Source organism: Campylobacter showae CC57C (genome assembly GCF_000344295.2).
GTDB lineage: Bacteria > Campylobacterota > Campylobacteria > Campylobacterales > Campylobacteraceae > Campylobacter_A > Campylobacter_A showae_B.
Map to the genome: position 1 here is coordinate 1 of NZ_AOTD01000237.1, position 13,046 is coordinate 13,046.

Here is a 13,046-nt window from a genome sequence, read left to right on the forward strand (position 1 = left end):
CGGTCATTACCCACTCGGTAACTCCCGTCGCAAAAATTTAAATCGCCTCGCCTAATTTTGCGAAACCGTCGCTTTATTTTTTTCATTCAAAATTTGGCGGTTCGTCAAATTTAACCGCAAATTTAACGTATCGAAATTTTAGCTCTCAATCTAAAAATAAATAAGGATAAAAAATGGGCTTTTTTAAGAAAATTTTCGGCAAATAGGTAGATCTTGGAGAGCAAATGCCGATTTATTTCGCAAGTAACGAAGAGGACTATATACAGCGCGCATTCGAGCAGGCACGCGAGAGTTTTAGGTATTTTTGGCGCGAACTTTACTGGGAGCGCCACAGAGTCGTGCCTGGGCTTGATTTTGCGATGGTTAAAATTTGCTTCCTAGACGTCGTGGACGGCGAGGAAGTGGGCGAGCACATGTGGATAAACGACGTGGATTTTGACGGCGAGACCATCTCGGGCACGCTCGTAAACGAGCCTGATGCCGTGAAAAACGTAAAAAACGGCGACCGCGTAAACGCAAAGATAGATGAGATGAGCGACTGGATGTTTGCGGTGGGCGGACGCGCGTACGGCGGCTTTAGCGTGCAGGCGATGCGCTCGCGGATGCAAAAGGGCGAGCTAAAAGAGCACGATAAAGCGTGGGGGCTTGATTTTGGCGATTTTAACGATATTTTAGTCGTTTACGAGCAAAAAGAGCACCCGGAAAATTTGACCGAGCACCCGATGTGTAAAAATGTGCGCGAGAAATTTGAGCAATACGTAAAAGAGAACCCAAGTATCATCACGGACGCCGATGAGCACGGGTTTACGCAGCTGCACCACGAGGCGCTCGCGGGCAACCTAACGCTCATAAACGTACTGCTAGCAAACGGCGCGGACAAAAACGTACGCACGAAAAGCGGTAAAACTGCGGCTGATTTAGCCGAGCATTTGGGCTGGAGCGAAATCGCAAAGGTGCTTAGATAACTAAATTTATAAATTTTAAATAAGATAGGTAAAATTTGAGCTACCAAGATATTTTAAACCAAAAAGACGAGAGCATTAAAAACGCTAAAAAATTTGTAAATTTCTTAAAGGCGAGTTTTTCATGTTGCGAGATAAGAAATAGTAAACAAGCGCGTTTGATCGCTCTTTTAAATGAAGAGAGCGATCTTTTTGATAGGCTAAATAGGACAAATTTTGCTGAAATTTCAAAAAGGCTCGTCGAGATAAAAGAGCAGATCGTTCTTATTGTCTTAGACATAAAAGACGAGATCAAAAAAGACTTTAGCGAGCAAAACTATGAATTTTACAAAAGAGCGCTATCAAAGGAGTCAGACGAGCTTGAAAAGGTCAAAAACGAGCTACTTTTAAACTCATTTTTCGAGAGTCGTTTGAGTGAGCACTCGGCAAATTTAAAGGCAAATTTCATAAAAGAGTGCGTTGCTTTTTTCTTTAGGCATTCAAATTTCATCGTGCCGATTATTAGTGTGCTTTGCTACTTTTTGTATTTTGGCTCCGAGATCGGATATTTCCCGAGCTTAGATAGTTCAGAGATGATATTTACGGGCATTTTGCTCTTTTGCGCTACCGCATTTATCACCTTTTTTGAGATATTAGTCCTGGTTTTTATCTCATTTTTATACCAAAAAGACGATAAAAAGTACAAATTTAAAAAGCCAAAATTTCTATTTTTTTATAACTCAAATTTCATCTACGTTTTAACGCTCGTCTCATTTGCCGTTTTAGCCCTTGCAGCCTTCAAGCTAAACTACGGCTGGGGCGCTATTTTATCGCTATTGTTACTCTCCTACGCCGGAGTAAATTTGGCAGTTTTCTTTAAAGATAGACCAAATTTTATCATCTATCTTTTGTCGTTTCTCATGATTTTACTCTTTATCATTTCGGTTGTTATCTCAAAAAATAGCGAATTTTTGGCGCTTTGGATGCTATTTTGCTCATTCATGCTCTCGTTTATGCTAGGCGTTTCAAGCATCAAAGAAACCAAGGACTTTTCGTTTGTATTTTACGCTGCACTCACTCTTATGATAGTTTCAAACTCGCTTTTGTTTATCAAATACTCAGCCAAAATATTTAATATAGGCGATGTGGATTATAAATTTCTACTAGTTGATAAAAGTGCGCTAAATGCCCTACCAAAGTCTCTTTGCAAGGCGAAAGGCAAAGATCAAAGACCTTGTGAGATAGATGAAAAGACGGTTAAAATTTATGGCATTAAGTCGCTTTGCAATATCGGTAAATTTTACTATCTGCAGGCAAAAGACGGAGTGAAATTTGAGCTTGACTCGAGCAAGATCATCTCAAGGGCTAAGGAGTAAAATATTCAAGCTTATGGATAAAATTTAACGAAATACAACAAAAAGATATATAAGCGCAACCGTAAATTTCCACACCGAAATTTACGTTAAATTTATTTAAATAGGCTAGACTAGGGCCTTAAAATTTTATTTTAAGCAAAACCTAAGTAAAATACGCGATAAAAATTAAAAAGAGGAATTAATTGTGGGATTTAAGAATATTATAGAAAAATTTGCAGTAAATTACGCTCATAATTCTATTCAAAAATCACTATACAACGAATTTAACATAGACATTTTGACCACAACTTACACTAAAACTCCAAAAAAAGACAAAAAATACATGCTCTACGCACACGTTCCCTTTTGTCACACTTTTTGCCCGTATTGCTCGTTTCACAAGTACCACTACGAGCAGGAGCTTGCGAAAATTTACTTTGAAAATTTACGCGAGGAGATGAGGCAGATAAAAGAGGCTGGCTTTGATTTTAGCTCGTTTTACGTGGGCGGCGGCACGACGCTTATCAACGAACCTGAGCTTGAAAAGACGTTAAAACTCGCAAAGGATCTCTTTAGCATCGAAGATATTTCGGCCGAGAGCGATCCAAACCACATCTCGCCAGAAAGCCTCAGCCGTTTTGACGGGCTTATCGACCGCTTAAGCATAGGCGTGCAAAGCTTTGATAACGAGACGTTAAAAAGAGTTGGCAGATACGATAAATTTGGCTCGGCAGAAGAGACGAAAAGAAAGCTCGAGAAGGCTCTTGGCAAGATCCCGGTCATCAGCCTGGATCTCATCTTTAACCTACCAAATCAAACAAAAGAGCAGCTCATAAACGACATAAGCGTCTCAAAATCGATCTCTCCGCAGCAGATCACCTTCTATCCGCTCATGAAATCGGAGCTAACGAGAGAGAACATCGCTCGCTCGCTGGGCGTCTCAAACGTCGATAACGAGCGCGAATTTTACGAGATCATCGTAAGCGAATTTGCTAAAAGCGGCTACAGACAAAGCAACGCTTGGGCATTTTCAAACGAAAAAAGCGCCGACCTTCGCGACGAATACGTGGGCTCAAATTTAGAGTACGTGGGTGTGGGCAGCGGGGCATTTAGCTTCCTTGACGGCGAGCTAGTTATAAACGCATTTAACCTACTTGACTACGGCAGAAAGATCAAAGATAGGCAAAGCGCTGTCATCGCAAAATGCGCATTTAGCAAAAAAGAGAGACTAAAATATACGTTTTTAACAAGGCTTTTTGATGGCGCAGTCGATATCAAAGCCTACAACGAACAAAACGACGCAAATATCAACAAAGACCTATTTGTCGAGCTTAGCCTGCTAAAGCTAGTAAATGCGATCTACGAAGAAAACGGCGTCATAAAGCCGACGTTTTTTGGTAAATACATCTGCGTCGTGCTCATGCGTGATTTTTATGCTGGCATGGACAAAGTGCGCGCGATATTTAAAAACGACGCGAAGATCAAACGTAGCAAAGTGCTTCGCATCATGAGCGAAGACACCGAGCAGAAATTTGAACAAAACATCATTCAGCCGCGAGCCGCTATGTAAATTTGAGTAAATTTGACGCGATTTTGCCGTCAAATTTGTCTCTCCTGAGAACTACTTTAAATTTATCACGAAAATAAACCGCCGCCCAAGCTTGTTTAAATTTAATTTATGCTAAATTTCGCCCCGAAAGCGACCTTGCGGGCGCAAATTTTACCAAAGGCGAAGCGGTGGATACGGATAAATTTTTAAGCGAAATTTGGGGCGCTCTTAAGCTATTTTTAGACCCCAAAACGCAAATTCTCGCAGACGAGCGAAGCCTCGCCGTTTTGCTTGCGGCGGATGCTAACAATTTCGATAGATTTATGGCGCTAAAGGAGTTTAGGGACATCCTTCACGCGCTTGGGCTAAAGGCCGACATATACAGCCTGCAGTGCGCTCAGCTAGGCGCAATAAACGCTCTAAAATCCGCAAAAATCTCAAAATCAAAACTCATCGCCGCGCTGGAAATCCTGCAAACCGAAAACATAATCTCCGCCGCGCATTTTAGCAGGCTCTCGGAGTTTTTACGCTCTCTTAGCGCGGATCTGCCGTCTCAAAACGAGCAAGAGAGCTCAAATTTTAAAAAATCAGACGTCTTTCATCAAAAAATAGACGCGCTAAATGATATCTGCGAGCGAATTTTATCGCTAAATCCTGGCGCGGACGTCGCAAACGCAGCGGCAAAAGCGCGCCAAAAAGCGCGTGAGCTAGAGTTTAACGTAGCAGTCACGGGCATCATAAACGCGGGCAAATCAACCCTGCTAAATGCGCTACTGGGTAAGAAAATCCTGGGCGCTTCAAATGTGCCAGAAACCATAAATTTGACCGTGCTAAAGTATGCGCCCGAACCTTTTGCAAAAGTAAATTTTTGGAGCGAGGCGGAGCTAAAAGAGCTTGGAATAGCGCAAGATCAAGATGACGAAATAGCCGAAATTTACGGCGAAACAGGCGTCAAATTTGAGAGCGAAACCGAGCAAAATTTAAATAGTAAATTTGACGCGGACGGCGACGAGCAGGCGGTTAAATTTAAAAGCTCTAACGCGGGTCAAATTTGCTCCGATCAGCCCGCTAGCAAAACGGTAAAAACTGACGAGATCAAGCTCTACACCTCGGCGGACTCCAAATACGCTAAATTCGTAAAAAGCGTCGAACTTTACGAAAATTTGGAGCTTTTAAAGGATAACGTGCGCATCATCGACACGCCCGGCATCGACGACGCGGTGGCTGCGCGCGAGGAGCTGGTACGGCGATTTATGCGGGAGTGCGATCTGATGGTGCACCTGATGAACGTCTCGCAAAGCGCCACGCAAAAGGATCTGGACTTTATCGTTTCAAGCCTGCAAAACTCGCACGCCGTAAAGCTCGCCGTGTTGCTAACTCACGCCGACGTGCTAAAAAAAGGCGAGCTAAACGAGGTCGCTGCCTACGCCAAAAAGAGCGTCGAGGAGCGCACGCGGGAGCTGGGTATCGGGGCGGAGTTTTTCGCCGTGAGCGCTAAAAGCTACTTTGAGGGCGGGCAAAACAGCGGCGTCGAGGAGTTTAAGGGGTATCTTTACGAGACGCTTTTTGGGCAAAATAGCCAAAAATCTTGCCTTGGTATCGAGGCATATAAAAAGGAGCTCGGCTGCGTCTGTGCGCAGTTTGCGGCGGATACGCAAAGTGAGATTTTAAAGCTAATGGGTTCAAATTTGAGCTTGTCGCAAAAGCTCACCGAGCTAAACGAACAAAAGGCCGCATTAGCTAGCCGCCTGGAGGACGTGAGAGACGCGGTAAAAGAGGAGCTAGAGCGCCTAGATACGGCTAAAACCGCAGCTAGCTACGAGCTTGGGCTAAAATCCCTTGCGCAAACGCTAAAGCAGCGCACCGCGGATGACGTAAACTACGCGGCTTCTAAAAAACAAAAGATCGATCCGCAGCGTCTGGCTCGTATCGCGCAAACGACGATAAAAGACGGCGTCGTCGTTCTAATGCGTCAAAATCGCAACGAAATCGTGCGGCAAATATCCGCATGTGCGCAAAATATCGCGTTAAAATTTGGTGAATTTGATGACAAAACGGCGGCAGCTAAGGTCTTTAGCATAAACGACTATCTGCAATCAAAAGGGATAAATTTAGAGTACGCCCAGGTCGCGGACGCAGTGACTAACGCGGCAAACTCGGGCGCGCAAGGCGTATCCGAGGCTGCCAAACTAGCCGCGGAGGAGTTTTTAAGCACCCAGCGGATAAAAAATTTCGTTTTCGAGCTTAGCGAATTTGAAAAGAGCGAGTTTAAAAAGCGTATCGAAGCCGCGCTAAAAGAGCAAGAAAAGGCGCTAGCAATCAGCGAAGAAGCCCTAAAAAACGAGCTTGCCGAGCTAGCGAAAACTAGCGGGCGGGACTCGCGCGAGCTAGAGCGACTAAACTCGCAAAGCGAGGCGATAAATGCTATAAATTTGGAGCTACAAAGTGTTTGAGGAGTTTATAAGCGCGTATAAAACGCGGTATTTTAAGATATTTTCGGACGATTTTCATGGACGATTTAGGCGGCTGCAAAACGAGCTAACCGAGCCCAAATTTCACCCAAGCGCTGAGCTAGAGCGCGAGCTAAATAAGCTTGATCTGTTTTTATCCAGCCCGCTTACGGTCGCTATCGTCGGACAGTTTTCTAGCGGCAAATCTACGTTTTTAAACGCGCTTTTGGGTAGCGAAATTTTGCCCTCGGGTCTAACTCCTGTCACCTCAAAGCCGACCTTTATCAGATACGGCACCGCGCCCGGGCTTAGCGTGCTTTACGAAAACGGCAGAGAGTTGTATCTGGGCGTCGAGGAGATCGGGCGATTCGTCGATCAGCGCGTGTTTGGCGATGATGTGAGTAGGCTTTGCGTTTATGCGCCCTCTGAAATTTTAAAGCTGGTAAATTTCGTCGATACGCCTGGGCTAAACTCACTCTCAAAGGCTGACACTGCCGCCACGCACGAGGTGCTAAAAGACGTCGCGGGCGTCATCTGGCTAAGCCTGGCCGACAACGCCGCGCGCGCTAGCGAAGCCGCACAGATCGAGGAATTTTTAGCTGGCGGAGGCAAAACGGCGATCTGCTTGCTAAATCAAAAAGATAAACTAAGCAACGACGAGCTTGAGCGCCTCAAAACTCACGCGCAAACGACCTACGTGGGATTTTTTGAGCGCATCATTGCGGTTTCTGCAAAGCAGGCCGTAACGGCGCAGGCAAACGGCAACGCGACACTTTTGGCGGAGTCAAATTTTAGCGAAGTGATAAGCGCGGTCCATGAGCTTTTTGACGGCGAAGAGATAAAAGAAGAGTTTGTCCGCGAAAAGTGCGCTAGACTGGTTGCCGTAAACGCCGAACAACACGAAAAAATCGCTAAAATTTACGAAAAAGCGGGCGAGATAATCGTGAAATTTGACGCCGAGCTGGAGTCAAATTTAAAAGCCGTGCAAGAAAATTTTAAACCAAAAATCGAGCTAGCCTTTAACGAGCTAAAACACGTCGCAAAGCTCGTTGCAGACGAGATTCTAGCCAGCCTAAAAAGCGTGAAAAAGTATAAATACGCGCCGCGAAAAACGCTACTAAAGGGCGAGTATTTTGAAGCTAGCTCGTATGAGGCGGTTGATTTTGACAGCGACGAGGTGTTTTCAAAACTCATCTACAACGACGTGAAATTCGCCAAATTTTTTAGAACGTATAAGCGGGACTTAAGCGCGCTACAAGAAGAAATCGGCGCGGCGCTGGATGAAATTTATGCTCGGCTGGAGCGCGAATTTATGATTTATAAATCGGAATTTGAAAACGTGCAAAAAGAGGACGAAACGCACTCTGATACCGTATTTGCCGACGTTAGAACGTATGCGGGGCAGGTGTATAGGACGTTTTTACGAGACTATGAGACGGCGAAATTTAAAGGGCTGCAAAAGACGGCGCTATTTTTTGAAAAGCTAAACCTCAAAGTCGCCGCAAACTACGAAAACGCCGTCAAGATCGCCGTGTATTTTCTAAAAGAAAAGATCGCGGGCTCGATGCGCGCGCACGAGCAAAACGGCTTTGCGCTGTTTATCCCGAGCTTTGACGAGGTGCAAGACCGCGTTTTGACGTCGCTAAATTTATACGAATTTGAAAACGAGATGCTTGGTAATGCGTCGTTTTTAAATAAAATTTTATCGGCGCTAAAGAGCGAATTTGTGCAGATAAAGGACGAAAAACTAGCTAAGATCGCGGCTCTATCGGCTGGACACGAGAAACTAAGGGATGAAATTTTAAAAGCGGGCGAAGGGTTTGGCGGGTAAATCCTGCTTTGAGCGCGGCGATCTAAGCGATATTTGACAGCCAAGTTAAAATTTGCTCCCAAACTGGCTTTTTGTTCTCGTCCTTGAAGCCTAAAAGTAGCTTGATGAATTTAAAAAACGAAAACAACGAGCAGGAAAATATACGTGATGAAAATGCCGACTAAAATTTCGTCGAAATACTCTTTTGATATGAAGTAGATGACCGTGCATAGCGGAGCGCAAACGGCTGCGATACCTAAAAATAGCTTGACTTGGCGTAGTAAAAAATCACTCATGCTTGATAACCTTTTCAAATTTGAGTAGCTAGGGCTACGATAAATTTAAATCGCTTGCCAAATTTGCACCCGTCGAGCTACGAATTTGACGCTCAAATTTGCAAGAACGCGCTATAAAGCCGAGTAAGTAGCGCAAATTTAGAGCAAGCGCTATAAAATCTAGTCAAATTTGACTAGATTTAACCCGCCATATATCAAAACTCAGGCAAATTTACCCGTCAAACCCGACTTTTTTATCCTCGCCGAAATTTGAGCTCATCTCGCGTTTGATCTCGCTTTCAAAGTCGCTCATCGTAAATATCCCGTCCTCGCGCACGGCGACTTTTAGCGCGGTATTTTTGAGCGCGAGCATGATTTGTGCGCCGCTTAGCTCAAATTTAGCCAGCTGCTTGACGTCGAAATTTTCCTCAAAGCTCGCATTTTCGGGCAGCACTTTGCGCCAGATTGCAAGACGAGCGGCGAGGTCGGGCTTTTTAAACTCGATCTTATAATCAAACCTGCGAGAAAACGCGATATCTAGGCTTTGCAAGAAGTTCGTCGTAGCGATGAGCACGCCCTCAAACCGCTCGATTTGCTCCAAAAATATATTTTGCATTTGATTGTGCATCTTGTCCGCGCCGCTACTGCCCTCGACGCGTGTGCTTAGAAACTGATCGGCTTCGTTTAGCAGCAGCACGGGCTCGCTCTTGCTTTTGGCGCAGATTTCTTTGTAAGTGTCGAAAATTTTACGCACGTTTTGCTCGCTCTCGCCGACGTATTTACTCAAAATTTTAGAACAGTCAAAGCTAAGAACCTGCTTTTTTAGGCTCTTTGCGAGGCTTAGCGCGCTCATGGTTTTGCCCGTACCCGGCGGTCCGTAAAAGATGATTTTGGCGTCCACGTTTTTGCGCGACTTGATGCCCCAGCTAGATAGGCGCGCCAGCACGCGGCGGTCTACTTGCTTTAGGATCGCGTCTAGCAGTTCTTTTACCTTGACGTCCAGTACGACGTCGTTTATGTCGGTTGAGGGCTCGATGAGCTCAAATATCTCCTGCTCTTTTACGAGAGTTTCTAGCGCTAGTTTTTTGCTTTTGCTCTCGGTTTTGGGGTGCATTACGCTTTGTAAAATTTCGTCGGTTATATAAAACGTCCTGCTAAAGCCGCCGTAAGCATTTAGCGACTCGTCGTAGTCGATGAGGCCGTTTTCGATTAGCTTTGAGCCTTCGTCCAGTAGGGCGCGATTTTTGATGCGTTCAAATTCGTCCGCGCTCAAAATCCCAACAAGCGCGTTTAGATCGCGGTTTGCATCCGTTTCGTCGACGTATTCTTCCTTTAAAAGCGCGAGGAAAATAAGCTGCTCTTTGTCGTTTAGCGAGTTATCTTTGAAAATTTGCTCGACGGAGATCGAAATCTTGCTTAAATTTAGCCGTTTTTCGATGATGGCTTCTAGCTCTTTCACGTCTTTTTCGAGGCGGCTTTTGGCGTCGCTTGATACGTTTTTGCTAAAAAACGAGAGCTTGCCGTAAAGCTCCACGCGTAAAAACTGATCTTTTAGATAATCAAGATGATCGGCGTAGGGCGCGACTGATGGCAGCGTAAGCACAAACTCGCCCTCTTCTAAGATTTTAAGAAAAAGCGGCGAGAGCGAGATCTCGCTGTGAAGTAGACCGAGTAAATTTGAGCCCGCACCGTCTGCGTTAGGGTTTTTAAATATAGAAAAGCCCTGCACGATCCAGCCGCTTTCTAGCAGGCTCTTTACGTCTGCAAGGCCTGCTAAAAATTTATACTCCTCGCTACCAAAAACCACGCAAAGCACGTCGTAGGCGCTACTTTGCGGAGTACCTTCGACGTAGTTTTTGCTCAGGTGGCGTAAAATTTTCGCCTCGTTTTCGCTGCATTTTATGAGCGAGGAAATTTTAGAATTTTGCTCTCCGCCGATAAACTCTATCAAAAACCGCACTAAATTTCATCCTTTATCTGCTCTTTTAAAACGCGCTTTAACACCTTGCCCGTCGCGTTTTTAGGTAGCTCGTCTTTAAAATAAATCGTCTTTGGAATTTTAAAATTCGCCAAGTGTTTTTTGAGGTGAGCGCGGATATCTTTTTCGTTCAGGCTCATATTTTCTTTAAACTGTATAAACGCCGTGACCTCCTCGTCCGCGTGCTCGTCTCTGACGCCGATAACCGCGGCGGCTTCGACTTCTGGCAGCTTAAATAGCACCTCCTCGATCTCGCGCGGGTAGATGTTGATGCCCTTTGAGATGATGAGGTCTTTTTTGCGGTCGACGATAAAGATATAGCCCTCTTCGTCGATCTTGACGAGGTCACCCGTGCGTAGCCAGCCGTTTACGATCGTCTCATCTGTGGCGTCTGGCATATTTAGGTAGCCCTGCATCACGCAGTCGCCTTTTACGATTAGCTCGCCGACCTCGCCTGATGGCAGCTCCATCAACTCGTTGTTTATGCATTTTACTTCGTAGCCCGGTAGCGGCAGGCCGACGCTTGAGATTTTTTGTTTTTGCATCGTATTTGCCGAGACGATAGGTGAGCATTCGCTAAGGCCGTACCCCTCTATCAGCACCGCGCGCGGAAATTTGACGCGAAAATCGGTAATAGTCTGCTCGGCCAAAGGCGCTCCGCCGCTGATGAAAATCCTAATGCAGTTAAACCAGCGAAAATACCACGGGATTTTGGCCTTGCCGATAGCCGTGTAGATCGCCGGCACTCCTAAAAATACGGTCGCGCGCTTGAGCAGGACTTGTTTTAGGACGTTTGAAAACGGGAAAATGGACTTTACTAAAATAAGCGAACATGCTGAAAATATCGGTAGCAGCACCATCGCCGTGAGAGTAAAGCTGTGAAACATCGGCAAAAATACGGCAAATCTATCTTTCGTGCGTACGTGAAAGACCTCGTGCGCGCCTTGGACGTTTGAGATGAGGTTGCGGTAGCTGATCATCGCGCCCTTTGGCTTGCCTGTGGTGCCTGATGTGTAGATGATGTGGGCTAGGTCGTCGATACTCGGTCGGTCGGTCAAATTTAGCTCTATACGGCAGTTTAGCGCGTGCGCGTAGGCGATATTGTTTCCGTCAAATTCGGCTCTATCGCCGATCCAGACGATCTTTTTGATCGCCGTTTTGCTCTCTAGCCCGCGTATCTCTTTGGCTAGCTCGGCCGAGGCAAAGAGAAATTTCGCCCTGCAGTCGTTTATGATGTACTCGAATTCTTCGTATTTTAAGAAGGTATTTATCGGCACTGCGATCGCGCCAAGTAGCGTGATGGCAAAGTAACTAGCGATAAACTCGGGCGAGTTATTTACGATCATCGCGATGCGGTCGCCTTTTTTCACGCCCATGCCTTGCAAAAACGCAGCCAGCGTAAAGGCGTCTGCGCGTAGCTGCTTGTAGCTAATCTTGCTAGTTTCTGTATAGATCGCGATACCGCCGCCGTTTTTACCTACTGCGGCGTTTAGCATATCCTCGAAATTTTCGTAAGGGTAGTTCATGACTGGGCCTTAAAATTTATATTTTACGTTCAAATTTATCGCCTGAGCGTTGCCGCGCTCAAATTTGCCGTTTGGATAAAGTCCCGACGCGTTTGAGTAGTAGTGCACGTCGCGCGCCTTTCTGTCTTGGTAGAAGTAGCTAGCTCCCAGCTCCAAAGCGTCCGTAAATTTGTAGTTAAAGCCCGCTGCGTAGATAACGGCCTTGGTGTCCGGCAGATCAAAGCCCGTAGTATCGGCTCTAGAGGCGGCCTCGTCAAACGTAACCGCGCCCATCAGGCGGAGCTTATCCGTCGCGTCGTGCGCTACGCCGATGCGGTAGGCGTTGCTATCCTTCCAGTCGCGCTTTTTGGAGGCGTCAAATGCCGCAAAAAACGGGTTGCGGTAGTGAGCGGCCGAGGCGCCCGGGTAGTCGAAGTCAAGCTCTTTCCACGCCGACCAATAAGTTCTCTCAAAATCAAATAGCAGCGTGGTATTCGCGATTTTGTACGATAGGGCTAAATTTAAGCTCGCAGGTAGCGGTACGGATAGCTTTGCGCTGCCGCTATACGAGCCGCTTGGAAATGCTCCTCTCGGATGCGCCGGCGCGCTGATGTCGGTGTCGCCTTTTAGATTCATATTTACTTTTGAGCGGTAGGTGGCCGCTAGGCTCAAATTTGAGGTCGGTTTATAGGTGATTGCCGCGTTGTAGCCGAAATTTACGCGGTCGCCTTTGATATCCTGCGAGGCGGGCAGGGCGCCTGAAACCTCCTGTACAGCCTCTCCTCTAGCGTAAACGGCGCGCAGGCCAAAGCCTAGCGCGATATTATCGGTTAGCGCGTAGGCGACGCTAGGATTTACCTCGATCACTTTTAGATCAAATTTTTTAGAGGTGGCTTTAGGCAAATTTTCGTCCCATCTCATCGACATTCCCGCAGGCACGACGACTGATAGGCCAAAGCGCCAGTCGCCAAACTGCGGCGTCACGAAGTGAAACGTAGGCACGAGCGCGGTCGCTCTTCTAGACGTTAGTTTGTCGCCGTTATAGTGTCTGTACTTCGTCTTTGACATGCGCAGGTAGGTTAGCGAGCTTTCTAGATAGTGTCCGCCGCCCAAAAATACCATATTTGCCGGGTTGTTATAGGCTGCGTCGGGACCGAAGCTCGTCGCGACGTTTGAGTTTAAA

The 13,046-nt window shown here is 46.2% G+C and carries 9 protein-coding genes; 5 read left to right on the forward strand and 4 right to left on the reverse strand.

The genetic code is table 11. The features are described 5' to 3' along the window. Nucleotides 1-224 precede the first annotated feature (224 nt). The 5 genes from H740_RS09530 to H740_RS09550 all read left to right on the forward strand — a co-directional run bounded on the left by H740_RS09530 (nucleotide 225) and on the right by H740_RS09550 (nucleotide 8,126). A complete protein-coding gene (locus tag H740_RS09530; protein WP_002953558.1) occupies nucleotides 225-965 on the forward strand; it encodes a DUF2314 domain-containing protein in 741 nt (246 codons plus the stop codon). A gap of 35 nt (nucleotides 966-1,000) precedes the next feature. Then, entirely contained in the window at nucleotides 1,001-2,317 is a 1,317-nt protein-coding gene (locus H740_RS09535; protein ID WP_002953559.1) for a hypothetical protein, read from the forward strand. A 184-nt stretch (nucleotides 2,318-2,501) separates the two neighbouring features. After that, nucleotides 2,502-3,866, forward strand: a complete 1,365-nt coding sequence (locus tag H740_RS09540; RefSeq protein ID WP_002953562.1) for a coproporphyrinogen III oxidase family protein — start codon at nucleotides 2,502-2,504, stop codon at nucleotides 3,864-3,866. A gap of 167 nt (nucleotides 3,867-4,033) precedes the next feature. Next, nucleotides 4,034-6,298 (forward strand): dynamin family protein, encoded by a 2,265-nt coding sequence (locus H740_RS09545; RefSeq protein ID WP_002953564.1) that lies wholly within the window; start codon nucleotides 4,034-4,036, stop codon nucleotides 6,296-6,298. Continuing rightward, nucleotides 6,291-8,126: a dynamin family protein gene (locus tag H740_RS09550; protein WP_002953565.1), complete on the forward strand. Its 1,836-nt coding sequence runs from the start codon at nucleotides 6,291-6,293 to the stop codon at nucleotides 8,124-8,126. Before H740_RS09545 ends, H740_RS09550 begins: the two co-directional genes overlap by 8 nt. A gap of 110 nt (nucleotides 8,127-8,236) precedes the next feature. Here H740_RS09550 and H740_RS09555 read toward each other — a convergent pair whose 3' ends face one another. From H740_RS09555 to H740_RS09570, 4 genes are all read right to left on the reverse strand, one after another. Then, on the reverse strand, nucleotides 8,237-8,401 hold the full coding sequence (locus H740_RS09555; protein ID WP_231679346.1) for a hypothetical protein: 165 nt from the start codon (nucleotides 8,399-8,401) through the stop codon (nucleotides 8,237-8,239). 211 nt (nucleotides 8,402-8,612) lie between these two features. Then, complete coding sequence (locus tag H740_RS09560; protein ID WP_002953566.1) at nucleotides 8,613-10,340, reverse strand: ATP-binding protein; 1,728 nt, start codon at nucleotides 10,338-10,340, stop codon at nucleotides 8,613-8,615. Beyond that, complete coding sequence (locus H740_RS09565) at nucleotides 10,340-11,884, reverse strand: fatty acid--CoA ligase (protein ID WP_002953567.1); 1,545 nt, start codon at nucleotides 11,882-11,884, stop codon at nucleotides 10,340-10,342. Before H740_RS09565 ends, H740_RS09560 begins: the two co-directional genes overlap by 1 nt. A gap of 9 nt (nucleotides 11,885-11,893) precedes the next feature. Continuing rightward, nucleotides 11,894-13,046 (reverse strand): OmpP1/FadL family transporter (locus tag H740_RS09570; RefSeq protein ID WP_002953568.1); only part of this gene is annotated, 1,153 nt, incomplete at its 5' end.

Bases quoted from the DNA above. Each gene is read 5' to 3' on its own strand.
- H740_RS09530 (WP_002953558.1), top strand. From the start codon at position 225: ATGCCGATTTATTTCGCAAGTAACGAAGAGGACTATATACAGCGCGCA.
- H740_RS09555 (WP_231679346.1), bottom strand. From the start codon at position 8,401: ATGAGTGATTTTTTACTACGCCAAGTCAAGCTATTTTTAGGTATCGCA.
- H740_RS09565 (WP_002953567.1), bottom strand. From the start codon at position 11,884: ATGAACTACCCTTACGAAAATTTCGAGGATATGCTAAACGCCGCAGTA.